21 protein-coding genes are annotated in these 23860 nt (G+C 70.7%); 10 read left to right on the plus strand and 11 right to left on the minus strand.

The genetic code is table 11. The features are described from left to right. The first annotated feature begins 182 nt into the window (after positions 1 to 182). From ACFOWB_RS24145 to ACFOWB_RS24155, 3 genes are all read left to right on the plus strand, one after another. The gene (locus ACFOWB_RS24145) at positions 183 to 884 is read left to right on the plus strand and encodes an SDR family oxidoreductase (RefSeq protein ID WP_378149860.1); all 702 of its coding nucleotides are present in this window, start codon (positions 183 to 185) and stop codon (positions 882 to 884) included. Between the two features lie 67 nt (positions 885 to 951). After that, a complete protein-coding gene (locus tag ACFOWB_RS24150; protein WP_261405334.1) occupies positions 952 to 1248 on the plus strand; it encodes an I78 family peptidase inhibitor in 297 nt (98 codons plus the stop codon). Positions 1249 to 1405: 157 nt separating this feature from the next. After that, entirely contained in the window at positions 1406 to 3592 is a 2187-nt protein-coding gene (locus ACFOWB_RS24155; RefSeq protein ID WP_378149862.1) for a TonB-dependent receptor, read from the plus strand. A 1234-nt stretch (positions 3593 to 4826) separates the two neighbouring features. On the opposite strand, the gene ACFOWB_RS24160 is transcribed toward ACFOWB_RS24155, so the two are convergent. From ACFOWB_RS24160 to ACFOWB_RS24180, 5 genes are all read right to left on the minus strand, one after another. Next, entirely contained in the window at positions 4827 to 6392 is a 1566-nt protein-coding gene (locus tag ACFOWB_RS24160) for a hypothetical protein (protein ID WP_261405332.1), read from the minus strand. A gap of 125 nt (positions 6393 to 6517) precedes the next feature. Next, positions 6518 to 7471, minus strand: coding sequence for an acetyl-CoA carboxylase carboxyltransferase subunit alpha (locus ACFOWB_RS24165; RefSeq protein ID WP_261405331.1), 954 nt, complete (start codon positions 7469 to 7471; stop codon positions 6518 to 6520). Positions 7472 to 7607: 136 nt separating this feature from the next. Further along, positions 7608 to 8333 (minus strand): hypothetical protein, encoded by a 726-nt coding sequence (locus tag ACFOWB_RS24170; protein WP_261405330.1) that lies wholly within the window; start codon positions 8331 to 8333, stop codon positions 7608 to 7610. 35 nt (positions 8334 to 8368) lie between these two features. Next, a complete protein-coding gene (locus ACFOWB_RS24175; RefSeq protein WP_378149865.1) occupies positions 8369 to 9304 on the minus strand; it encodes a tyrosine recombinase in 936 nt (311 codons plus the stop codon). Next, positions 9301 to 9519 carry a hypothetical protein gene (locus ACFOWB_RS24180; protein WP_378149867.1) on the minus strand — a complete coding sequence of 73 codons (219 nt, stop codon included), beginning with the start codon at positions 9517 to 9519 and terminating at the stop codon, positions 9301 to 9303. The genes ACFOWB_RS24175 and ACFOWB_RS24180 overlap by 4 nt, the downstream gene beginning before the upstream one ends. A 153-nt stretch (positions 9520 to 9672) precedes the next feature. Here ACFOWB_RS24180 and ACFOWB_RS24185 point away from each other — a divergent pair, with 153 nt between their 5' ends. From ACFOWB_RS24185 to pgm, 6 genes are all read left to right on the plus strand, one after another. Next, a complete protein-coding gene (locus tag ACFOWB_RS24185; RefSeq protein WP_261405328.1) occupies positions 9673 to 10305 on the plus strand; it encodes a shikimate kinase in 633 nt (210 codons plus the stop codon). Further along, positions 10302 to 11429, plus strand: a complete 1128-nt coding sequence (gene aroB / locus ACFOWB_RS24190) for a 3-dehydroquinate synthase (RefSeq protein WP_261405327.1) — start codon at positions 10302 to 10304, stop codon at positions 11427 to 11429. The genes ACFOWB_RS24185 and aroB overlap by 4 nt, the downstream gene beginning before the upstream one ends. Before the next feature lie 123 nt (positions 11430 to 11552). Further along, positions 11553 to 12461, plus strand: a complete 909-nt coding sequence (cysD, locus tag ACFOWB_RS24195; RefSeq protein WP_261405326.1) for a sulfate adenylyltransferase subunit CysD — start codon at positions 11553 to 11555, stop codon at positions 12459 to 12461. A 190-nt stretch (positions 12462 to 12651) separates the two neighbouring features. Next, the gene (gene cysN, locus ACFOWB_RS24200) at positions 12652 to 14550 is read left to right on the plus strand and encodes a sulfate adenylyltransferase subunit CysN (RefSeq protein WP_378149871.1); all 1899 of its coding nucleotides are present in this window, start codon (positions 12652 to 12654) and stop codon (positions 14548 to 14550) included. Between the two features lie 124 nt (positions 14551 to 14674). Beyond that, the gene (locus ACFOWB_RS24205) at positions 14675 to 15181 is read left to right on the plus strand and encodes a retropepsin-like aspartic protease family protein (protein ID WP_261405325.1); all 507 of its coding nucleotides are present in this window, start codon (positions 14675 to 14677) and stop codon (positions 15179 to 15181) included. 79 nt (positions 15182 to 15260) lie between these two features. After that, positions 15261 to 16910 (plus strand): phosphoglucomutase (alpha-D-glucose-1,6-bisphosphate-dependent), encoded by a 1650-nt coding sequence (gene pgm, locus ACFOWB_RS24210; protein WP_261405324.1) that lies wholly within the window; start codon positions 15261 to 15263, stop codon positions 16908 to 16910. A 390-nt stretch (positions 16911 to 17300) separates the two neighbouring features. Here the strand turns inward: pgm and ACFOWB_RS24215 are convergent, their stop codons facing one another. Further along, positions 17301 to 18506, minus strand: a complete 1206-nt coding sequence (locus ACFOWB_RS24215) for an acyl-CoA dehydrogenase (protein ID WP_378149874.1) — start codon at positions 18504 to 18506, stop codon at positions 17301 to 17303. Between the two features lie 134 nt (positions 18507 to 18640). Here ACFOWB_RS24215 and ACFOWB_RS24220 point away from each other — a divergent pair, with 134 nt between their 5' ends. Then, a complete protein-coding gene (locus ACFOWB_RS24220) occupies positions 18641 to 19906 on the plus strand; it encodes a glycosyltransferase (protein WP_378149876.1) in 1266 nt (421 codons plus the stop codon). Between the two features lie 69 nt (positions 19907 to 19975). On the opposite strand, the gene ACFOWB_RS24225 is transcribed toward ACFOWB_RS24220, so the two are convergent. From ACFOWB_RS24225 to ACFOWB_RS24245, 5 genes are all read right to left on the minus strand, one after another. Beyond that, a complete protein-coding gene (locus ACFOWB_RS24225) occupies positions 19976 to 21532 on the minus strand; it encodes a hypothetical protein (protein ID WP_378149879.1) in 1557 nt (518 codons plus the stop codon). Beyond that, entirely contained in the window at positions 21450 to 22205 is a 756-nt protein-coding gene (locus tag ACFOWB_RS24230) for a hypothetical protein (RefSeq protein WP_378149881.1), read from the minus strand. The genes ACFOWB_RS24225 and ACFOWB_RS24230 overlap by 83 nt, the downstream gene beginning before the upstream one ends. A 232-nt stretch (positions 22206 to 22437) precedes the next feature. Continuing rightward, a complete protein-coding gene (locus ACFOWB_RS24235) occupies positions 22438 to 22827 on the minus strand; it encodes a response regulator (protein WP_261405316.1) in 390 nt (129 codons plus the stop codon). Between the two features lie 3 nt (positions 22828 to 22830). Continuing rightward, a complete protein-coding gene (gene hpt / locus ACFOWB_RS24240; RefSeq protein WP_261405315.1) occupies positions 22831 to 23394 on the minus strand; it encodes a hypoxanthine phosphoribosyltransferase in 564 nt (187 codons plus the stop codon). 17 nt (positions 23395 to 23411) lie between these two features. Further along, positions 23412 to 23860: FxLYD domain-containing protein (locus ACFOWB_RS24245; protein WP_378149884.1), on the minus strand; the 449-nt coding region annotated here is incomplete at its 5' end.

The following is a 23860-nucleotide window of genomic DNA, read 5'->3' on the forward strand; positions in this document are numbered from 1 at the left end:
GTCCTCCACATGGCCAAAAGCCATACATCAGGGAGGACCACTTCTCAGGGGGCAGACCATCTAGACTCGTGATTTCTGAAATTAGACTCGGGTATTTTGAAAAGTGAGCCCTCGAAATTTCAAAGGGTTAGATGCTGGTGCCGACTCGCCAATTTCGGGAAACTACAGCCTGAGGCAAGCCGATGTCCGAAAAGGTCGCCATCGTCACGGCGGGCGGCAGCGGCATGGGGGCCGCGGCCGCCCGCCGGCTCGCCGCCGACGGGTTTTCCGTCGCGGTGCTGTCGTCGTCCGGCAAGGGCGAGGCGCTGGCGGCCGAGCTCGGGGGCTTCGGGGTCACCGGCTCCAACCAGTCACCCGACGACCTCGCGCGCCTCGTCGACGGGACCATGGAGCGCTGGGGCCGGATCGACGCGCTCGTCAACAGCGCCGGCCATGGGCCTCGCGCGCCGCTGCTCGAAATCACGGACGAGCAATGGCATGCGGGGATGGACACCTACCTCATGAACGTGATCCGGCCCGTGCGGCTGGTCGCGCCGATCATGAAGGCGCAGGGCGGCGGCGCGATCGTCAACATCTCGACCGCATGGGCGTTCGAGCCGAGCGCCATGTTCCCGACCTCGGCCGTGTTCCGGGCGGGCCTCGCCGCCTATGCGAAGCTGTTCGCCGACGCCTTCGCGCCCGACAACGTGCGCATGAACAACGTGCTGCCGGGCTGGATCGACAGCCTGCCGGCGACCGAGGAGCGCCGCGGCGGCGTGCCGATGGGTCGCTACGGCCGCGCCGAGGAGATCGCGGCGACGATCGCGTTCCTCGTCTCCGAGGGCGCGGGCTACGTCACCGGCCAGAACCTGCGGGTCGACGGCGGACTGACGCGCTCGGTCTGAGCCTTATCGACGGCCGCTTCGCGCAATATATGCGGACGATCGATCGGGGCCGACCGATGAGGCCGCAATGTCCGTCTTCGCCATCGCTATCCGTTCAGGTCTGGCCGCCACGAGTCTTCTCGCCGGCTGCCTGTTCGCCGCCGCGCTCGCGCAGGCCGCGCCGAAGGCCGGCGGCTGCGAGGACGCCAAGGCGCTCACTCTGATCGGGAAGGACGCGCCCTCCGACGCGGACGCCCGGAGCCTCACCGGCGCCCGCATGATCCGCCGGGTCGCGCCGGGCGACGCGGCGACGCTCGATTTCCGTCCCGACCGCCTGACGATCGAGATCGACAAGGTCGTGGTCGTCTCGACCCGCTGCGGCTGAACCCCTGACGTCTCGGCGCTCGGCGGCGCGGTGCGTTCACGCGCACGCGATCCGCCGCCGCCGCTCGAGCAGTTGACGTAACTTTATAACATTACCTATTGTCCGCCCATCGGGGTGCGGCCGTGAACGGCCGCGACAGCGGGGTTCTTCGGACGTCATGACAATCCAGAACGGCACAGGCGTGAGGCTCCGGCTTCTCGCGACGGCGGCGCTCGCGCTGATGGGCGGCGAGGGGGCCCGGGCGCAGTCCGCCACCGACCTCGACGAGATCGTGGTCGAGACCGCGAGCCCCATCGTCGGCGAGGCCCAGGGGCCCGATCCCCAGCGCGACCGGCAGGGCGTCCTGCCCGTCGCGCCGCATGTGTTCGCGCCCGTCACGATCCTGCCGCGCGACGAGATCGCCCGCCGCGGCCCGACGACGCTCGGCGGCGCGCTCGCCGACAAGCCGGGCGTCGCGAGCACGGGCTTCGCGCCGGGCGCGGCCGACCGGCCGATCATCCGCGGGCTCGAGGGGCAGCGCGTCCGCATCCTGGAGAACGGCCTCGGCGTGCACGACGTTTCGGCGCTCGGCGAGGACCACGGCGTGCCGTTCAATCCGCTGTCGGCCGACCGCATCGAGGTGATCCGCGGCCCCGCGACGCTGCGCTATGGTTCGTCCGCCATCGGCGGAGTGGTGAACGCGGAAAACGACCGCATCCCGCGCTTCGCGCCGCCCGGCGGCTTTTCGGCGGAGGCGCTCGCCGGGCTGTCCTCGGTCGACCGCGGGCGCTCGATCGCGGCGGCGGTCAAGGCCGGCCACGGCGACATCCTGTTCCACGCCGACGGCTTCGCCACGAAGAACGGAAACTACGACACGCCCGACGGACAGCAGGCCAACTCCGCCGCCCGCTCCACCGGGGCCTCGGTCGGCATGTCGGCGGTGACCGACGAGGGCTTTCTCGGCGTCTCCTACAGCCACTACGACGCCTTCTACCACGTGCCGGGCGGGGAGGCGGCGGAGCTCGATACGAGGCTCGATCCGCGCCAGGACAAGGTCCAGCTCGAGGGCGAGCGGCGCTTCGACGGCGGGCCTTTCGAGGCCGTGCGCTTCTGGGCCAACGCCTCGAGCTATCGCCATCGCGAGATGGGCCTCGAGCACGAGGAGCACGACCACGGCGACCACGACCATCACGACGATCATGACCATGCGGGCGAGGACGTCGTCCACGGCGTGTTCCGCAACCGGGAGGCGGAGGCGCGGGTCGAGCTCCAGCATCGGCCGGTCGCGCTGTCGTTCGGCGCGCTGAAGGGCGCGTTCGGTATCCAGGCCGGGCAGGGCAGGCTGCGGACGACGGGCGAGGCCGAGACCCTCATCGCCCCGACCGACAGCCGAACCCTCGCGGCCTATGTGTTCGAGGAGGTCGACTTCGGCGCCGGCTGGCGCGTCCAGGGCGCGGGCCGCATCGAGCGCGCGCGCGTCGACGGGACCGAGACCATCTTCCCGGGCCTCGTCCCTGGCGGCGGAGATCCGGTGAGCCGCGGCCGGGTCCGCGACTTCACGCCCGTGAGCGGCAGCCTCGGCGTGCTGAAGGACCTGCCGCACGGCTTCGTCGCGAGCCTCACAGCGCAATATGTCGAGCGCGCGCCAAGCGGCCTCGAGCTGTTCTCGCGCGGCCCCCACCACGCCCAGGGGCTGTTCGAGATCGGCGACCCGAACCTCAAGATCGAGGCCGCGAAGTCGATCGAGTTCGGCCTGCGGCGCGCCGGGGGGCCGCTCCGGCTCGACGCCAGCGCCTACGCCACCCGCTTCGACGGCTTCATCTACCGGCGCCTCACCGGGATCGGCTGCGGCCACGAGTTCGAAAGCTGCGGCGAGGAGGACGAGTTCGACCAGAGCGTCTATTCGCAGCGGAAAGCGCGCTTCTACGGCGCCGAATTCGCGGCGCAGTTCGACGCGATCGAGGCCGGGCCGAACGTCTTCGGCGTCGAGGGCCAGTACGACTTCGTGCGGGCGAAGTTCACGAGTGGCGAGAACGCGCCGCGCATTCCGCCGCATCGGCTCGGCGGCGGCGTGTTCTGGCGCAGCCAGCACGGCTTCTTCGCGCGCGTCGGGCTGCTGCACGCCTTCGCGCAGGACAAGACCGGCGCGCTCGAGACGCGCACGCCCGGCTATGACGATCTGAGGGCGGAGGTGAGCTACACGCGCGAGTTCGACCGCGCGGCGACGCGGCTGAGCTCGGTGACGGTCGGGCTCGTCGGCCAGAACCTGCTCGACGAGCGCATCCGCAACGCCGCCTCCTTCAAGAAGGACGAGATCGTGGCGCCGGGCGCGAACGCCCGCGCCTTCGTGCGGGCGCGGTTCTGAACGGCCGGTCGCTGCGTAAGGCCGGACATCGGAAGGCGTATCGACCGCAGCCGGTCATCCCGGGCTTGCCCCGGGATCCAGAACCGACGCCCGTCGAGAGTTCGCGCGAAGCGTCTCGGTTCTGGATCCCGGCTCTTCGGCCGGGATGACGGCGGCGGTTCGGACGGCTCGCTGGATGGAGCGGCGGTGCAAGGCCGCGAGCGGGATCGGGTGAGGGACGGTTCGGGAAATAGCGACGGAAACTCCAGCCGGTCATCCCGGGCTTGTCCCGGGATCCAGAGCCGACGCCCGTCGAGAGTTCGCGGGAAACGCTTCGGTTCTGGATCCCGGCTCTTTGGCCGGGATGACGGGCGGAGGTTCGTGCGGCTCGCTGGAAGAGGCGGCGGCGCAAAGGCGCGAGCGGGATCGGGTGAGGGACGGTTCGGGAAATAGCGACGAAAACTCCAGCCGGTCATCCCGGGCTTGTCCCGGGATCCTGAGCCGACGCCCGTCGAGAGTTCGCGGGAAGCGCTTCGGTTCTGGATCCCGGCTCTTCGGCCGGGATGACGGGCGGAGGTTCGGGCGGCTTGCTGGACGGGGCGGCGGCGCAAAGGCGCGAGCGGGATTGGCTGACGGACAGTTCGTGAAAGAGCGGCGGAAACTCCAGCCGGTCATCCCGGGCTTGACCCGGGATCCAGAGCCGACGCCCGTCGAGAGTTCGCGGGAAGCGCTTCGGTTCTGGATCCCGGCTCTTTGGCCGGGATGACGGGCGGAGGTTCGGGCGGCTTGCTGGACGGGGCGGCGAAGGCCGCGAGCGGGATCGGGGGACGGGCAGGCCGTGAAAGAGCGCCGGGAACCCCAGCCGGTCATCCCGGGCTTGTCCCGGGATCCAGAGCCGACGCCCGTCGGGAGTTCGCGGGAAACGCCTCGGTTCTGGATCCCGGCTCTTCGGCCGGGATGACGGGCGGAGGTTCGTGCGGCTCGCTGGACGGGGCGGCGGCGAAGGCGCGAGCGGGATCGGGTGAGCGACAGTTCGTGAAAGAGCGCCGGGAACCCCAGCCGGTCATCCCGGGCTTGACCCGGGATCCAGAGCCGACGCCGCGGCGGGAGTCTGGAGAAACCGGATCGGTTCTGGATCCCGGCCCTTCGGCCGGGATGACGGCGGCGGTTCGGGCGGCTCGCTGGAAAGGCCGCGAAAGACAAAGGCCCGGAGCGTCGCCGCCCGGGCCTTTCGCCGTTCAGATTTCCGCGACGCTCATTCGAAGGCCGCGAAGGACGAGGTCACGCGCTGGTCGGGCTTCGGCGAGGCCTTGGTTCGGAACTGCTCGGGCAGGTTCGCGGAGCGGTCCTTGCGGGCGGGCGCGGCCGCGGGGGCCGGCGCGCTCACGGGCGTGACGGCGGACTCCGCCGCGGTCTCGGCCGGCTTCTGGCCGAACAAGCCGCCCATCCAGTTCATGATCTTGCCGCCCGCGCCCTCGGGGGCGGGGGAGGCCGCGGTCGCCATCACGGGCTGCTGCGGCGTGACCTCGCGCGGGGCCGGGACCGGAGCGGCCTTCGCGCCGTTCTGGGCGGCCTTGGCGCCGGTCGGGGCGGCCTTGGCGCCGTTTGAGGCGACCTGCGTCGGAACGGAGGCCGTCGACGCCGGGATCGGGGTCTCGGCCGCCGGCTCCTCGGAGCGGAACATGCGGGCGAACAGGCTGCCCTCGGCCTTCTGGGCCTGCGGGGCGGGCGCGGAGCCGTCGGTCGCGACCGGCGTCGTGAGCGCGACCTGCTGAGCGGCCTGCGGGGCCTGGCCGGGCTTGGCCGGCGCGACGGAGGCGAGCGCCATGCCGCCGCCGGCGGCCGGCGTCGCGGCGACGGGCGCGCCGGCGGCTTCGGGGGCCACCGCCGCCACCATTACGATCGGCTGGTCGAGCGTGCGGCGCATGCGGCCGTTCTGCGCGACGTATTCGGCCGCGATCGGCTCGCTCTTGGACAGCTGCGCGATCAGGATGTTGTCGGTCTTCTCCTTGGCGGCCACCGCGCGGGCGACCGAGGGCTCGACCTGATAGCTCGGGCAGCCGGCCGTGGGCTCGAAGCTCGAAAGCCCGGCGGTCGCGTTGAAGACGTACTTCTTGCCGCAGACGTCGACCTTCGGCTCGGCCTTGGTGACCTCGAAATGGTCGGAGCCCTGCTTGAGGTTCTTCCAGAACGCCATGTTCTTGTCGTTGCGCCGGCGCGCCATGTTCTGCGCCGTCATGCGGAACGGCAGCGCCTGGAACTGGAACGAGCGCTGGCCGCCGCGGAAGCTCTCGCGGGCCATGGCGTAGATCTCGCCCATCTGGTCGTCGGTCATGGCGTAGCAGCCGGCCGAGAGACAGTCGCCATGCATCATGACGTGCTGGCCGGTGCGGCCGAGCGAACGGTCATAGGCGTTGGGGAAGCCGATGTTGAACGACAGGTAGTAGGACGACTTCGGGTTCATCTGCGCGGGGCTGACCTGATAGAACCCCTCGGGCGCCTGCTTGTCGCCTTCCTTGATCTTCGGGCCGAGCTTTCCGGAGAAGCGGCAGATGTCGTAGGTCTTGAGCAGCGCGTAGCGGCCGTCGGTCCGGCGCTTCTTCCAGACCTCGGCCTTGGCCTCTTCCTTGAAGACGCGAACGAGCATCGGATCCGAGGGGCTCATGCCCTTCTCGGTCATCAGGGAGACGAGCTCGGGCTTCAGCGGCTGGGCCGATTTCGCGTTTGCGACGACGCTGGTCTCGCGGTCGGCGTTGCAGCCGGCGAGGGCCGTTGCGACGGCGAGCACGCTGACTGCCAGCGCGGCGCGAGCGACGGACATCGAAGGTCTCCCCCGAAATGCGGGTGTGGAACGACGTTCCTACCAACTAAAATAAATACCCTTACCCGCCCGTTACCGCAAGCGGACGACGGGCGCGCGACAGCCTCCCGGAGGAGCCTCGGATTCTAGAGGGTCCGGCCGATCCTGAGGAATTTCCGCCGGCGCTCGTCGCGGATCTGCTCGCCCGACAGGCTCGAGAAGCGCTGCAGCGCGTGGTCGATCGCCTCGCCGGCGGCGTCGATCGCCTTCTCGGCCGCGCGGTGGGCGCCGCCGAGCGGCTCCGGAACCACGCCGTCGATGACGCCGAGGCGCATCAGGTCGGCCGAGGTGATCTTCATGTTGGTGGCCGCGTCCTGGGCCTTGGCGGCGTCGCGCCACAGGATCGAGGCCGCGCCCTCGGGCGAGATCACGCTGTAGATCGCGTGTTCGAGCATCAGTACGGCGTTGGCCGTCGCGATCGCGATCGCGCCGCCCGAGCCGCCCTCGCCGATGACGACGGCGACGTTCGGCACCGAGAGGTTGAGGCAGGCTTCCGTCGAGCGCGCGATGGCCTCGGCCTGGCCGCGCTCCTCGGCCTCGACGCCCGGAAAGGCGCCGGCGGTGTCGACGAGCGCGATCACCGGCAGCGAGAACCGGTCGGCCATCTCCATCAGGCGGATCGCCTTGCGATAGCCCTCGGGCTTGGCCATGCCGAAGTTGTGGCGCAGGCGCGTCTCGGTGTCCGAGCCCTTCTCCTGGCCGATCACCATCACGGGGCGGCCGCGGAACCGGCCAGGACCGCCGAGGATCGCCTGGTCCTCGCCGAAGGCGCGGTCGCCGGCGAGCGGCGTGAAGTCCTCGATCAGCCGGCCGACGTAATCGACGAAATGCGGCCTGCTCGGATGGCGCGCGACGAGCGTCTTCTGCCACGGCGTGAGGCTGGCGTAGAGGTCGCGCATGGCGGCCTCGGACTTCGCCTGGAGGCGCTGCACTTCCTCTTCGATCGCGACGCTGTCGCCGTCCTCGCCGAGCGCGCGCAGTTCGGCGATCTTCGCCTGAAGCTCGGCGACCGGCTTTTCGAAATCGAGATAGCTTTTCATCTGCCCGGCTCCGCGCCGTGAGCGCCGGGGGGAAGGAGGCGTGGTCCTGCGGAGCGCCGGCACAGTTGTTCGCCGAAGGTTGAAAAGTCAACCTGCGCCGCCGCGATGGCGGCCGCCCGCATGACGTCGTCCCCGCTCATCTCCGTCCCTTGCGGCCGGCGCGGCGACGGCTTTCGGCGAGCGCTTCTGCCGCGGCGGCGCGCCGGGCGGCCCCCGCGGAGACCTTGGCGCGCTTCGCGCCGCCCGGCGTCTGCGCCTGCCGGTCCCTGAACCTCGCCTCCATGGAAAGCAGGTCGCGGGCGAGCAGCGCGGTCTCGTCGCCGCCCTGCGCGAGGCGGCGGAGCCTTGCGTCCCGGTCCGCCACGCCGCGCCGCAAGCGCAGAAGGCGAAACAGCGGAAGCCGGCGCTGCTGCGACCGGCGGCGGGCGAACTCCTCCGCGACGCGCCGCTCGACCGCTGTCGGATCGAGACGCAGGCCGACATACTCATAGAACGCGAAGGCCAGCGGCTCGTCCGAGAACCACCGGTCGAGCAGCCAGCCGGCGTCCGCCGGATCGAGCATCGGGACCGCGGCCTTGGCGGCCGTCTGGGCCTCGAGATCGCGCCAGCTCTGCGTGCGGGCGTGGCCGAAACGGCCGCCCGCCATGCCGTTCTCCGCGCGGAGCGCCCGTTCGACGAGCCAGGCCTTGTCGCGCCAGGCGCCGATCACGGCGATCGCCAGAACGCGCAGGCCCCACCATTTCGAGCCGAGCGCGGCCTCGACCTCGGCGCGGGCCTCGGACGTCTGCGGGAGCTCGCCGAGCGCGCGGATCCGCTCGGACATCTCGCGCAGCAGCGTCGGGGAGTTGGGCGGCCCGGTCATCGCCTGCGAATATAGGCCTGCGCGACGGCGCGGCCTCAGGCGCTCTCGTCGCCGAGCGGGTGGAGGTCGCGCACCATGGCGCGGGCGCGCTCGTCGAGCACGTGGGTGTAGATCTGGGTGGTGGCGATGTCGGCGTGGCCGAGCATCTGCTGCACGGCGCGCAGGTCCGCGCCGTTCTGCACGAGGTGGCTGGCGAAGGCGTGGCGCAGCACGTGGGGGCTGACCTTGTCGGGCGAAAGCCCTGCGCGCGCGGCCGCCGCCTTGAGCTCGCGGGCGAACGCCTGCCGTGTGAGATGGCCGCTCTCCCCGCCCGCCGGGAAGAGCCATGGGCCCCCGGCGTCGCGGCCGGCGGCGTCGAGCGCGGCGAGATAGTCGGTCATGGCGGTCTTGGCGATCGGGGTCAGCGGCGCGAGGCGCTCGCGGCCGCCCTTGCCCTTGATCGCGATGACCGAGGCGCCGGGCCGGGCGGCCGAGCGCGGCAGGCCGACCAGCTCGGACACGCGAAGCCCCGCGCCATAGGCGAGCTCGAGCAGGCAGACCAGGCGGGCGGCGGCGAGCCTGGCGCGCGGCGTCGGCTCGGGGCCGGGATCGGCGGCGGCGGCGATCAGCGCGTCGAGGTCCTCGGGCCGCATCGTCTTCGGCAGCGGCCGCCCGCGCCGCGGCCCCTCGAGCGAGGCCGTCGGGTCGTCGCCGCGGATCGCGTCGGCGTAGAGGAACTTGTGGAGCTGGCGCACCGCCGAGAGCTTTCGCGCGGCCGAGGAGGCGGCGAAGCCCTGCGCCGAAAGATCCGCCAGATGCGCCCGGACGTCGTCGGCGTCCGCCGTCGCGGGCTCCCGGCCGCGCGCGGCCAGGAAGGCGGCGTAGTCCGAAAGGTCGCGCTCATAGGCGTCGAGCGTGTTCTTCGCGGCGCCGCGTTCGGCGCTCGCCATCTCGAGGAAAGCGTCGAGATGGCGTCGCGCCTGCGCCTTCACGGGGTCGCCGCCGCCCCGGCCGACGTCTCGGCGCCCGCCGTCTTCGGGTTCTTGGAGGCGGCCTCGACCGGCTGGGGCCGCAGCTTCTGCGCGGGAATCGTCACGCTCATGTCGCGGGCGCGCGGCGTGACGAAGGTCGCGAGCGCGTAGAGCGAGGCGTAGCCGAGAGCCGCGATGGTCGCGATCGCCGTCAGGAAACGCATGAGACTCGGCATGATGTCCGCCTGTGTGGACCGCCCAGCCTACCTAACCAGATAGGCGCGCCCGAGAACATAGCAGCATCGGCGGCGCGCCATTGTGTCGGGTCAAGCTTTAGGAATAGGTTGCGGCCCGCAAGCGCCCCCGCATGGCGCGTTTCGGTTCAACCTATGGCGGCGATGCAACAACTCGACGACGGACGCGCGCGACCCGACCTGCAGCATGGCGGCTCCGACGACCGCGACCTGACGCAGGTCCGCGAGGCGCTCGCCGGCCGATCGGTGGTGCTGATCGGCATGATGGGCTCGGGCAAGACCTCGGTCGGCCGGCGGCTCGCGGCGGCGCTCGACATGCCCTTCGTCGACGCCGACGCCGAGATCGAGCGCGTCGCCGACATGTCGATCCCCGAGATCTTCGAGCGCTACGGCGAGTCCTTCTTCCGCGACCGCGAGGCCAAGGTGGTGGCGCGCCTGCTGGAGGAGGGCCAGAAGGTGCTCGCGACCGGCGGCGGCGCCTGGATGAACCCTGACACGCGGGCGCGGATCGGCGAGGCCGGCGTCTCGGTCTGGCTCTCGGCCGAGTTCGACGTGCTGCTGCGGCGCGTGAGGAAGCGCGGCGGCCGGCCTCTGCTCGCGCGCCCCGACCCCGAGGGCACGCTGCGGCGCCTGGTCGACGAGCGCTACCCGACCTACGCGCTCGCCGACGTCACCATCCAGTCCCGCGACGCCCCTCATGAGCGCACCGTCGGCGACCTGATCGAGGCGCTTCGCAGCGCCCCGGCCCCGCGCGGGAGCGCCTCGTGAGCGCCGCGGCCCTGGCCGAACGGGTCGAGGTCGCGCTCGGCGAGCGCGCCTACGACATTCTCATCGGCCCCGGCGTCCTCGCGGAGACGGGCGAGCGGATCGCGGCGCTCGGCGCGCGCACGGTCGGGATCGTCACAGATTCGAACGTCGCCCCGCTCTATCTCGCGGGCATCGAGCGCTCGCTCGAAGCCGCGGGCCTCGCTCACGCGAGCGTCTTGGTCCCGGCCGGCGAGGCCTCGAAGCGGTTCTCCGAACTCGAGCGCGTCGTCGACGCGCTGATCGCCGCGCGGGTCGAGCGCGGCGACGTGGTGCTGGCGCTCGGCGGCGGCGTGGTGGGCGACCTCGCGGGCTTCGCGGGCGCGGTCGTGCGGCGCGGCGTGCGCGTGGTGCAGGCCCCGACCAGCCTCCTGGCGCAGGTGGACTCCTCGGTCGGCGGCAAGACCGGCATCAACTCGCCCCGCGGCAAGAACCTGATCGGCGCCTTCCACCAGCCGAGCCTCGTGCTCGCCGACACCGCGAGCCTCGACACGCTGCCCGAGCGCGAACTGCGCGCGGGCTACGCCGAGGTCGCCAAATACGGGCTGATCGACGACGAGCCGTTCTTCGCCTGGCTCGAGGCCAATCCGCGGGCCTGCTTCGTCGAAGGCCCGGACCGCATCCGCGCGATCGCGACGAGTTGCCGGGCCAAGGCCGCGGTGGTGGCGCGCGACGAGCGCGAGACCGGCGACCGCGCCTTGCTCAATCTCGGCCACACCTTCGGCCATGCGCTCGAGGCCGACGTCGCCTATGACGGCGCGCGGCTGATCCACGGCGAGGGCGTCGCCATCGGCATGGCGATGGCGTTCCGCTTCTCGGCCGCGCTCGGCCTTTGCGCCGCCGCCGAGGCGGAGCGCGTCGAACGCCACCTCAAGGCCGTGGGCCTGCCGACGCGCGCCGCCGAGATCCCGGGCGGGATCGGCGACGCCGCGACGCTGTTCGGCCACATGATGCAGGACAAGAAGGTCTCGCGCGGCAAGCTCACTTTCATTCTGGCGCGCGGCGTGGGACGGAGCTTCGTCGCGCGCGACGTCATGGCCGACGACGCGCTGGGATTCCTGAGAGGCGAGCTCGGCGAGGCGCGATAACCTGCGCGTGAAACGCCGCATTGCCTCCCGATTGCAAAATCCATTAAGTGCGGTTCGTCCCCCCGCACGCCTCTACGCCGATCGACTGACATCCCTGTCGGGCCACGAGAACGAAAGCCGCTGATGTCCTCAAACCTATCCGTGCATCTGAAGCGGCTCGAGGCGGAGTCGATCCACATCATCCGGGAGGTCGCGGCCGAATTCCGCAATCCCGTGATGCTCTATTCGATCGGCAAGGACAGTTCGGTGATGCTTCATCTCGCGATGAAGGCGTTCTACCCGTCCAAGCCGCCGTTCCCGCTGCTCCATGTCGACACGACGTGGAAGTTCCGCGAGATGATCCAGTTCCGCGACGAGACCGCCAAGCGCCTCGGGATCGACCTCATCGTCCACATCAACGAGGACGGCGTGAAGCGCGGCGTCTCGCCGATCGCCTCGGGCTCGAACGTCCACACCCAGGTGATGAAGACCGAGAGCCTCCGCCAGGCGCTCGACAAGCACGGCTTCGACGCGGCCTTCGGGGGCGCGCGGCGCGACGAGGAGAAGAGCCGCGCCAAGGAGCGCGTGTTCTCGTTCCGCACGGCCAACCACGCCTGGGACCCGCGCAACCAGCGCCCCGAGCTCTGGCGGCTCTACAACACGCGCGTGAAGCAGGGCGAATCGATCCGCGTGTTCCCGATCTCGAACTGGACCGAACTCGACGTCTGGCAGTACGTGCAGGCCGAGAACATCCCGGTGGTGCCGCTCTATTTCTCGGCGATGCGCCCGGTGGTGGAGCGCGGCGGCACGCTGATCATGCGTGACGACGAGCGCCTGCCGCTCGAGCCCGGCGAGACTCCGCAGGAGAAGCTGGTGCGTTTCCGCACGCTCGGCTGCTACCCGCTCACCGGCGCGATCGAGAGCACCGCGACGACGCTCGACGACATCATCGCCGAAATGCTGGCCTCGACCACGTCCGAGCGCCAGGGCCGCCTGATCGACAGCGACGAGGCCGGCTCGATGGAGAAAAAGAAGAAGGAGGGGTACTTCTGATGACGTCGCGCGACCGCCTCCATGATCGAACTGCGTGCTTCGAGACGCCCGCGAAGCGCGGGCTCCTCAGCATGAGGACCGGTCAGTTTTCGGATCTCCCCAACCATCCTCATGCTGAGGAGCCGATCGCAGGTCGGCGTCTCGAAGCACGCACTTCGCTTGTCCGTCTCGCTGTCGTGGAGCTGACCTCGTGATCCAGGCCGCTCCCGCCTCCACGACCGCGATCGCCGAATCGGCCTCCGCGAAGTCGCTGCTGCGCTTCATCACCTGCGGCTCCGTCGACGACGGCAAGTCGACGTTGATCGGGCGCCTGCTCTACGACACCAAGCTGATCTTCGACGACCAGCTCTCGGCGCTCGAGAAGGACTCGAAGAAGTACGGCACCACCGGCCCCGCGATCGACCTCGCGCTGCTCGTCGACGGCCTCGAGGCCGAGCGCGAGCAGGGCATCACGATCGACGTCGCCTACCGCTACTTCGCGACCGCCAACCGCACCTTCATCGTGGCCGACACGCCGGGCCACGAGCAGTTCACCCGCAACATGGCGACCGGCGCCTCGACGGCGGGCCTCGCCGTCATCCTGGTCGACGCCCGCAAGGGCGTGCTGACCCAGACGCGGCGCCACTCCTTCATCTGCTCGCTGCTCGGCATCCGCCATATCGTGGTGGCGATCAACAAGATCGACCTCGTGGACTACTCCCACGTAGCCTTCGCGGAGATCGAGGAGGAGTATCGCGACTTCGCCGAGCAGCTCGGCTTCGAGAGCATCACCCCGATCCCGATCTCGGCGCTGACCGGCGCCAACGTGTCGGAGCCCTCGGACCTGATGCCGTGGTATTCCGGCCCGACGCTGCTCGAGCATCTCGAGCAGGTCGACGTCGACACCGACCTCACCGAGCGCCCGTTCCGCTTCCCCGTGCAGTGGGTCAACCGGCCGAACCTCAACTTCCGCGGCTTCTCGGGCACGCTCGCGACCGGCCGGGTGAAGCCGGGCGACGAGGTCGTGGTGTCGTCCTCGGGCAAGACCTCGAAGGTCGTGAAGATCGTCACCATGGACGGCGACCTCGACGAGGCCGAGGCCGGCGACAGCGTGACGCTGACGCTCGCCGACGAGGTCGACATCGCCCGCGGCGACGTGCTCGCGCCGGTGGGCGACCGGCCGGACGTCGCCAACCAGTTCTCCGCCAAGCTGATCTGGATGGAGGAGGACCGGCTGTTCCCGGGCCGCTCCTACCTGCTCAAGCTCGCGACCAAGACGGTTCCGGCGACTGTCACGGCGCTCAAGCACAAGATCGACGTCAACACGCTCGAGGAGCTGGCGGCCAAGACGCTCGCGCTCAACGAGATCGCCGAGGTCAACATCGAGACCGGGACCGCGATCGCGTTCGACTCCTACGCCGAGAACCGCGACACCGGCGCCTTCATCCTGATCGACCGCGAGACCAACGCGACGGCCGGCGCCGGCATGATCATGCACGGCCTTCGCCGCGCGACGAACATCCATCGCCACGCCACCACGGTCGACCGCGCGGCGCGCTCCCGCATCAAGCGGCAGAAGCCCGCGATCCTCTGGTTCACGGGGCTGTCGGGCTCGGGCAAGTCCACCATCGCCGACCTCGTCGAGCAGAAGCTCGCGGTTCGCGGCCAGCACACCATGCTGCTCGACGGCGACAACGTCCGTCACGGCCTCAACAAGGACCTCGGCTTCACCGACGCCGACCGCGTGGAGAACATCCGCCGCGTGGGCGAGGTGGCCAAGCTCTTCGTCGAGGCGGGCACGCTCGTGATCTGCTGCTTCATCTCGCCGTTCGAGGCCGAGCGCGAGCTGGTGCGCAGCCTCGTGGGCGAGGGCGAGTTCCTCGAGATGTTCGTCGACACCCCGCTCGAGGTCTGCATCTCACGCGACCCGAAGGGGCTCTACAAGCGCGCGCTCGCCGGCGAGATCCCGAACTTCACGGGCGTCTCCTCGCCCTACGAGGCTCCGAAGGCGCCGACGCTTCACATCGTGACGGCCGAGGCCTCGCCCGAGGCGCTCGCCGACAGGGTGATCGAGGCGCTGATCGAGCGTGGCCTGATCGACCCGGCCTGAGCTCTCCGGTAACCCGACGTTCGCCATGCGGGCGGACGCGCGGGCCGCGTTAACCGGTCCGTGAGCGGGCCGGAACATCCTCTCTCCCCGACGCGTGGATCGCGGATCGGGGAGGCGTCGTCCTGTGATCAAGGTCGTACTTCTGGCGGCCGGCCTGTCGGTCGCCGCCGCCTGGCTCGCCGCGGACGGCATCCGCGCCGCGCTTCCGGGCGCGCCCTCCGCGCCGCTCGCGGCCCGCGCCACGCTCGAGGAGCCGCGCGCCGGAACCGCGACCCTGCGCGCCGACGCCGACGGCCATTTCCGCGTGGACGCCACCGTCGGCGGCAAGCGCGTGCCGATGCTCGTCGACACCGGCGCGACCGTGGTGGCGCTCTCCCACGAGATCGGCGAACAGCTCGGCCTCGTCTCTGGCCTCGACCGCTACGACGCGCGCGTCTCGACCGCCAACGGCTCGGTGGGCGCCAAGCGCGTCGTGCTGCGCGACGTCCGCGTCGGCTCGGTGAAGGTCGACGAGGTGGCGGCCGTGGTGCTGGCCCCCGGCGCCATGGACGGCGCGCTGCTCGGCATGAGCTTCCTCGGGCGCCTGCGCCGCCTCGAAACCTCGCGCGACCGGCTGACGATGGAGCGGTGAGGCGTAACGTCTCCGCCGCTTGAAATCCCAAGCGCCCCGGCCGAATTTGCTCCCGCGTTTCAGTGAGGAGCACCGCCCCGTGTCAGCCGACGTCAGCCCGCTCGCCGGAAAACCCATCGAGCCGGAGCGGCTCGTCGACGTGCCCGCGCTGATGACGGCCTATTTCACCGCCCGGCCCGACATGGAGGATCCCGCCCAGCGCGTCGCCTTCGGCACGTCCGGGCACCGCGGCTCCTCGTTCGGCGGCGTCTTCACCGAGAGCCACATCGCGGCCGTGACGCAGGCGGTCTGCGACCATCGCGCCAAGGCCGGGATCGACGGGCCGCTCTATCTCGGCAAGGACACGCACGCGCTTTCCGAGGCCGCCTTCGCCACCGCCCTCGAGGTGCTGGCCGCGAACGGCGTCGAGACCCGGATTTCGGACGGCGCGCGCTTTGCGCCGACGCCCGCGGTGAGCCACGCGATCCTGACCCACAATCGCGGCCGGACCTCGGGCCTGGCCGACGGCCTCGTCATCACGCCCTCGCACAATCCGCCGGACGACGGCGGCTTCAAGTACAATCCGCCGAACGGCGGCCCGGCGGGCGGCGAGATCACCTCGGTCATCGAAAAGGCGGCGAACGCGCTGATCGAGGGCGGGCTCAAGGACGTGAAGCGCACGCCCTTCTTCAGGGCGCTCAAGGCGTCGAACGTGAAGGGCCACGATTTCCGCGGGGCCTATGTGGCCGATCTCAGGAACGTCGTCGACATGGAGGCGATCCGCGCCGGGGGGGTGAGGATCGGCGTCGATCCGCTCGGCGGCTCGGGACTGGAATACTGGGAGCCGATCGCCGAGGCCTACGGGCTCGACCTCACGGTCACCAACGCCGCGATCGACCCGACCTTCGGCTTCATGACCGCGGACTGGGACGGCAAGGTCCGGATGGACTGCTCGAGCCCCTACGCCATGGCCAAGCTGATCGAGCTCAAGGACCGCTTCGACGTCGCCTTCGCCAACGACCCCGACGCCGACCGGCACGGCGTCGTCGCGCCCTCGGTCGGGCTGCTGAACCCCAACCACTATCTCGCGGCCGCGATCTCCTATCTCGCCAAGCACCGGCCCGACTGGTCGGGGTCGCCTGCGATCGGCAAGACGCTGGTGTCGTCGAGCGTGATCGACCGCCTCGCGGCGCGGCTCGGCGTCCGCCTCGTCGAGGTGCCGGTCGGGTTCAAGTGGTTCGTGGACGGGCTCGTCGACGGCTCGCTGTTCTTCGGCGGGGAGGAGAGCGCCGGCGCCTCGTTCCTGCGCCGCGACGGCACGGTCTGGACCACCGACAAGGACGGCCTGATCCTCGGCCTGCTCGCCGCCGAAATGACCGCGGTGACGGGCAAGGATCCGGGCGAGATCTACAAGGGCCTGACCGACGAGCTCGGCGCGCCGATCTATGAGCGCGTCGACGCCCCGGCGAGCCCGGAGCAGAAGGCCAAGCTCAAGAAGCTGTCGCCCGCCGACATTCCCGGCGACAGCCTCGCGGGCGAGCCGATCCGCGACCGCCTCACCAAGGCGCCGGGCAACGGCGAGGCCTTCGGCGGCGTCAAGGTGACGACCGAGAACGGCTGGTTCGCCGCGCGGCCCTCGGGCACCGAGAACGTCTACAAGATCTATGCGGAAAGCTTCCTCGGCGCCGACCACCTGAAGCGCATCCAGAGCGAAGCCCGCGAGATCGTCTCCAAGGCGCTTGCCGGATGAGCGATGTCGCGATCGCCGTCGGAATGACGGCGGGCGTGATCCTGGTTCTCTTCGGGCTTCTTATGGCGTTGCGCCAGCGGCTGGAGCGGCGCCGCGGCCGCCCGGCTCGGCGCCGGCGCGATTCGGGCGACGCGGAGTCGGGCTCTGACTCCGGAACGATCCGGGACTCCGGAAGCTCGCGAGGCGATTCCGGCGGAGCCTCGCGCGACGGTCCCGACGGCGGCGGCGGATCCTCCGGCGGGGGCGGAGCCTCGAGCGGCTGGAGCGGCGGCGGGGACAGCGGCGGCGGAGGTGACGGCGGGGGCGGAGGCGGCGGCGATTGAAGCCGCCATGAAAGGCCGAACCCCTCCGCCGTCACGCCCGCGTAGACGCGGGCCTGACGGTCGCCGCTCAGAACGCCGAAAAGCCCGTCTGTGCGCGTCCCAGGATCAGCGCGTGGACGTCGTGCGCGCCCTCGTAGGTGTTCACCGCCTCGAGGTTCTGCGCCACCCGCATCACGTCGTAGTCGTCCGAGATGCCGTTGCCCCCATGGATGTCGCGGGCCTCGCGGGCGATGGCGAGCGCCTTGCCGCAATTGTTGCGCTTGATGAGCGAGATCGCCTCGGGCGCAAGCTCGCCCTTGTCCATCAGGCGGCCGGCGCGAAGGCAGAGATGGAGGCCGAGCGCGATCTCGGTCTGCATGTCGGCGAGCTTCTTCTGGACGAGCTGGGTGGCTGCGAGCGGCCGGCCGAACTGCCGGCGCCCGAGCGCGTAGGTTCGCGCCGCATGCCAGCAGAACTCTGCCGCGCCCATCGCGCCCCAGGCGATGCCGTAGCGCGCGCGGTTGAGGCAGCCGAACGGGCCCTTGAGCCCGGAGACGTTCGGCAGAAGCGCGTCTTCGGAGACCTCCACCCCCTCCATCACGATCTCGCCCGTGGGCGAGGCGCGGAGCGAGAGCTTGCCCTCGATCGCAGGCGTGGAGAGGCCCTCGGCCCCGCGCTCCAGCAGAAAGCCGCGGATCTTGCCGCCATGCGCCTCGGACTTGGCCCAGACCAGCAGGAGGTCGGCGATCGGGGCGTTGGTGATCCAGGATTTCTGCCCCGTCAGCCGGTAGCCGCCGGCGGTCTTCTCGGCGCGGGTCCGCATGCCGGAAGGGTCGGAGCCGGCTTCGGGCTCGGTGAGGCCGAAGCAGCCGATCGTCTCGCCGCTCGCCAGCCGCGGCAGCCATTTGCGGCGCTGCGCCTCGTCCCCATAGGCGAACACCGGATACATCACGAGCGAGGACTGGACGCTCATGGCCGAGCGATAGCCGCTGTCCACGCGCTCGATCTCGCGCGCGGAGAGCCCGTAGGCCACGTAGCCGACGCCCGCGCCGCCATAGTCGGCCGGCAGCGTCGCGCCCAGAAGGCCGAGCGCGCCCATCTCGGCCATGATCGCGCGGTCGAAACGCTCGTGGCGATAGGCGTCGCGCACCTGCGGCGCGAGGCGCGTCTCGGCGAAGCCGCGCGCGGTGTCGCGGACGAGCCGCTCGTCCTCGGCGAGCTCGCCTTCGAGGTCGAACGGATCGCTCCACTCGAACTGGCGTCGTTCGTCGGTCTCGGCGCGGCGCTCGTTCATTCCGTCGCTCCTGTGATCGGGGCCCGGCGGCGCGCTCATTATCGGGTCCGGCGGCGCAGAGAAAACTCCCGCGGCCGGGCGCGCCCGTGGTAGTCGCGTTGAGACGCTCATCTCCGGAGACGCCACGCTTTTCCATGACCCGCACCGTCCTCGACGTCACGCGGCTGCTCACCCGGGCGGGCCATCCGGTCGCGACCGGCGTCGACCGGGTCGAGCTCGCTTATGCGCGCCGGGCGCTCGCGCAGGAGGCCGCGCGCGTCGGCTTCGCGGCGATCGTCGGCCGCAGGGCCGCGCCGCTTCCGCGCGAGGACGTCGCCGCCTTCGTCGCCGCGCTCGACGCCAAATGGAGACGCGGCCGCGCGGGCGGGACGGCGACGGGCCGCCTCGAGGCGCGGCTCGGCGCGACGTTTCCCGAAACCGCGGACGCGCCGCCCGCGCCCCCCGGCAAGGACGAGGCGCTGTCGCGCGCGCTGCGGCTGCGGCTCAAGGCCATGACGTCGCTGCGCAAGCCCGCGGTCGCGGCGGGCGAGCGCTATCTCCACGTCTCGCACATCCGGCTCGACCAGCCCGAGGTCTTCGAACGGATCGCAAGCGCGGGCGCGCGCCTGTCGATCCTCGTCCACGACCTCATTCCGATCCGCTTTCCCGAATATGGCCGGCCGGGCGAGGACGCCCGCCACCGCCGGCGCATGACGACCGCGATCCGGACCGCCTCCACGCTGATCGCGAATTCCGCCGAGACCGCCCGCGACCTCGCGGCCTTCGCGCAGGAGATCGGCGCGGCGTCTCCGCCGGCGGTCACGGGGCTGCTCGGGATCGAGGCGGGCTTTTCGGCCGGCGCGCCGGCGCTGGCGGCTGCAAAGCCCTACTTCGTCGCGCTCGGCACCATCGAGCCGCGCAAGAACCATCTGCTGCTGCTCCATCTCTGGCGACGGCTCGCGGAGCGGCTCGGGGCCGACGCGCCGACGCTCGTCGTCGTCGGGCGGCGCGGCTGGGAGAACGAGATGGTGGTGGACCTGCTCGAGCGCTCTCCCGCGATCCGCGCCCATGTGGTCGAGGCCAACGACCTGCCGGACGCCGCGCTCGCGGCGCTCGTGAAGGGAGCGCGCGCGCTGCTGTTTCCGAGCTTCGCGGAAGGCTACGGGCTGCCGCTCGCCGAAGCGCTCGCGCTCGGGGCGCCGGCGCTCGCGAGCGATCTGCCGGCCTTCCATGAAATCGCGAGCGAGCGCGTGGACTATCTCGACCCGCTCGACGGTCCCGCCTGGGAGCGCGCCGTGACTGAGCTGTTGGCCGCCGCCTCGCCGCGCCGCGAGGCGCTTGCGGCCCGCGCCCAAGGGTTCGTCGCCCCCGACTGGGACGCGCATTTCCGCGCCGTCGCGGACGCGACCGGCCTCGACTGAGCGCTGTCCGGAAACGAAAAAGGCGGGCCCTTCCGGGCCCGCCTTCGTCAGACGAGAGACGTGACGGCCTCAGGCCGTGTGGTCGCGGATGCCGTAGAAGATCAGGACGCCGATCGCCCAGGCGAGCGCCGAGCAGAGCAGCACCAGCAGCACCATCTGCAGCCGCGCCGGATAGAGCGAGTCCTCGGGCAGGTGCGGCTCGACATAGGTGGCGAGGTAGCGGGTCTGCTGTTCGGCGCGCATGCGGGCCGATTCGACCGCGGTGGCGGACGCCGTATAGGCGTTCGTCGCGAAGGTCTGTTCGGTCTGCAGCGCCTCGAACTCGGCGAGCGAAGCCGACATCACGCCCTTCTTCTTGAGATCGTCAAGCTGGGAGCCGATCTTGGCCTTCTCCTGCTCGATCTGGGAGCGAAGGGCGTCGGCGCTCTGGCGCAACACCCGCACCGACGGCGCGTCCTTGTTGAGGAACGCGGTGCGGCCGGCGATGTCGGCCTCCTGCGTGGCGAGCTGCTGCTCGAGGCCCGCGATCAGCGTGCTGCGCGCGGTGGCCGCCGTGGTGGGATCGGTCTGGCCCATGCGGTCGCGATAGTCCTGCACGGCCTTGCGGGCGAACTTCAGGCGCAGCTCCGCGCGCGACAGCTCCTGCTTGGCGAGCGAGATCGCGTCCTCGCGCGAGCGCTCGGAGAGCTTGTTGACGAGCTTCTCGCTCTCGCGGACCGTCTCGCGCGCGATCTTGAGCGCCTCCTCCGGTGTGAAGGCGCGCACGGTGAGCGTGATGGTGCTGGAGACCGGCTCGAAATAGACCCAGGTGCTCGAATTCCAGTAGTTCGTCAGGTGCTCGATCGTGTCTTCGAAATCGTAGGGCCGATACTTGGCGATGAAGTCGGCCTTGTCGTTCGTGTAGACCGCGCGCAGGTCGAGCGAGCGCTGCAGGTTCCCGACGAGCTGGGTGCTCTCGATGAACTGCGAGACGATGTAGCTGTCGCTGATCGTGCCCGCGTCTCCCGTGGAGCCGAGGCCCGTCAGCATGCTGAGCGCGTCGGTGGCGCTCGGGGCGGCGTCCGGGCCGCGCACGGCGAAGCGGGCTTCGGCGACATATTGCGGAGCCGCGATCAGGCCGTAGTAGATCGTGGCGAGCGCCGTCGGCAGCGCGATCGCCAGCATGGCCGAGATCTTGATGTAGTTCTTCTTGCCTGCGGCCACGCCGATCTGCGCGGCGGGCGGCGGCGGCGCGATCTCGCGGTCAGGATCGATCCGCGCAGGCGGATCGCGGCGCGGGAGCGCCACGACGGTGCTGGTGGTGGTGGGGCGCAGTCCGCGTTCGGGCTCGACGGGACGCGCCTGGTCGGCTGACGCGGCGGCGGCCGCGGCGGCGCGCTGCATCCGGCGGGCGGCGCGCGCTCCAAGGCCGTCGCCGCGTCCGCCGCGGGAAGGCTCCTCGGGCGCGACGGGCGCAGGCGCGGCGGCCTCGACGCGAGCAGACGCCGGCTCGACGCGCTCCGCCGGCGCGGCGGCCTGGGCTTGACCCCGCGCGGCGCCAGCCTCAGCGAGCGTCTTGAGTATCGACCTCGCCCGCGCGCCGAGCGGCACGTCTACGGCGACCGGCTTTGCGAGATTTTCTGTCATTCTGCCCGACGACCTTGGTTTCGTTCGCCCGCAGGAAAGCCTCGGTCGCTTCCCCGTAATTACCATAAAACGTCAGCGATCCTTGGTCGAGGACCAATCCCGCGTCGCAAAAACCTTCAAGCGTCTCGGGTTTGGTCGTCGCCCAGATCACCGAGGCGTGCGACAGCCGGTCCCGAATCGCCGCGTCGACGTCGGCCGCAGTGTTTTCCGGCGCGCGCGGCAGCCTTTCGTCGACGAAGTACCAGTCGAACTGGAACGCGAGCGTCAATCCGAGGGCGAGCGATCGCCGGTCCGGACCGAGATACTGGTTCATCGGCTTGCCGCGCACCACCTTGACGCCGCTGAGGCGCGCGGTGATGCGCATCACCTCGACCGGATCGACGCCATAGACCTGTGCGAGGAAGTTCGCGTTCTGGTTGACCGTCGCCTTGGGCTCGATGAAGTTCGTGTAATCGAGCGGCCAGCAGGTGGTTCCGACCCGGCGGATCGCGCCCTTGTCGGGGTCGTCGACGCCCGAGAGGATCTTGAGCACGGCGCTGTTCTTGGCGCTGTCGGGACCGATGAGCCCGATGCGGTGGCCGGCGGGAAACGTCGTCGCGGCGCCCGCGAGCGTCCACTGGTCGCGCGAGGTCGCCTTCTTCTCGCCCTTCCAGACGTCGTGCAGCTCAAACATCGGGCGTTCTCCCGCCCGAGTTCCGCCGATCAGGCGCCGCCATGCGCGGAAGGTCGTTCATGCGGGTCAAAGACGGGCTCGCCTCCGAAACGTCGACGTGGGCTGCGTGAAGGTCGCGTACAAACCCCAACCGGCGGGCGAAATCATGACCCGTTCGGCGCAGACCTATCGATGCGAAGTCCCCGGACCTGATCATGGGCCATATTGCGCTGCGGTCAATCGGGGCGAGCACTTATGCGCTGAGACGCGTTTCTTCGGCGGCCGAGAGCGCTTCCGCGACCGCAGCGCGGATCTGGGCGAGCGAGAACGGCTTGGTGACGACGTCGTGGATCAGCGCGTCGAGCCCGGCGGCGCGCTCGCGCTGGTCGGCGTAGCCGGTCATCAGCAGGATCGTGAGATCGGGATAGTCGCGCGCCGCCGACAACGCGAGCGCGATGCCGTCCATCATCGGCATCCGGATGTCGGTCAGCAGAAGGTCGAAGGCGCCGCGCTCGGCGGTCAGCCTGTCGAACCCGTCCGCGCCGTCGATCGCCAGGACGACCTCATGGCCGTCCATCTCGATCGCGCGCTTCACGAAGGCGCGCACCGCGTCCTCGTCGTCGCACAGCAGGATGCGCGCCATGGCTCAGCCTCCCTGATCCGGTTTCGTTTCGCCGTCGTCGCCGACGTCCACCACGCCCACGAAGGGCAGTTCGCGATAGGCGTGGGCGACGTCCATGCCGTAGCCCACCACGAAGAGGTCCGGGCAGCGGAAGCCGACGAGATCGGCGTCGACCCGCACCGCCCGCTTGTTGGGCTTTTCGAGCAGCACGCAGGTCAGCACCTTGCGGGCGCCGCGCGCGGCCATGAGGTCCTTGGCGAAAGCGAGCGTGCGCCCGGACTCGAGGATGTCGTCGACGAGCAGCACGTCGCGGCCGGCGACGTCGCTGTCGATGTCGTGGACGATCCGCACCGCGCCGCTCGACACCGTGCCGTCGCGATAGCTCGACAGCGAGATGAACTCGACCTCGGGCGCGAGCCCTGCGGAGTGCAGCGAGCGGATGAGGTCGGCGGCGAACACGAACGATCCCTTCAGGACCGCGACCACGAGCAGCCGCTCGGTGTTCAGCGCCGCGATCTCGGCCGCGAGCTCGGTGTTGCGCGCGCCGATCGTGTCGGCGGAGAAGAGGACGTTGACGCGGTGGCCCATGGGGTCTCCTTGCGGCGTCAATGGCCGAGCGAGGCCATCAGGTCGTGGCGCGCGAGAAAGCGCACCGCGATCGCCTGGCCTTCCGCGGGCGGCGAGGCGAGGCGAGCGCGGAAGGTCGCGGTCTCGCCGGGCTGCAGCTTGGGGCGGGCCGCCACCGTCGTCCAGGCGTAGAGCTCGCGCTCGCCGCCCGCCGTGACGGCGAGCCGCAGCCGCGGCACGTCGAGCTCTCCGGCGGAGACGTTCTCGACGAGGCCGGTGACGAGCAACACGGGGCTGCCGTCGACGAGCTCTTCGGCCGAACGGACGTCCCGGATGGCCAGGCCGCGCACGTTCACTTGCAGTCCGAACGCCTCGTAGAGCGAGGCGAGCGACGGCGCAAGCCGCACGATCTCGACCCGCGCGCCGGCGAGCGCGCCAAGGGCGACGACGCCGATCGCGACCGCGACGGCGCTGAGGCGCGGACGAC

Origin of the sequence: Chenggangzhangella methanolivorans (genome assembly GCF_042648545.1) — a bacterium.
GTDB lineage: Bacteria > Pseudomonadota > Alphaproteobacteria > Rhizobiales > Methylopilaceae > Methylopila > Methylopila methanolivorans.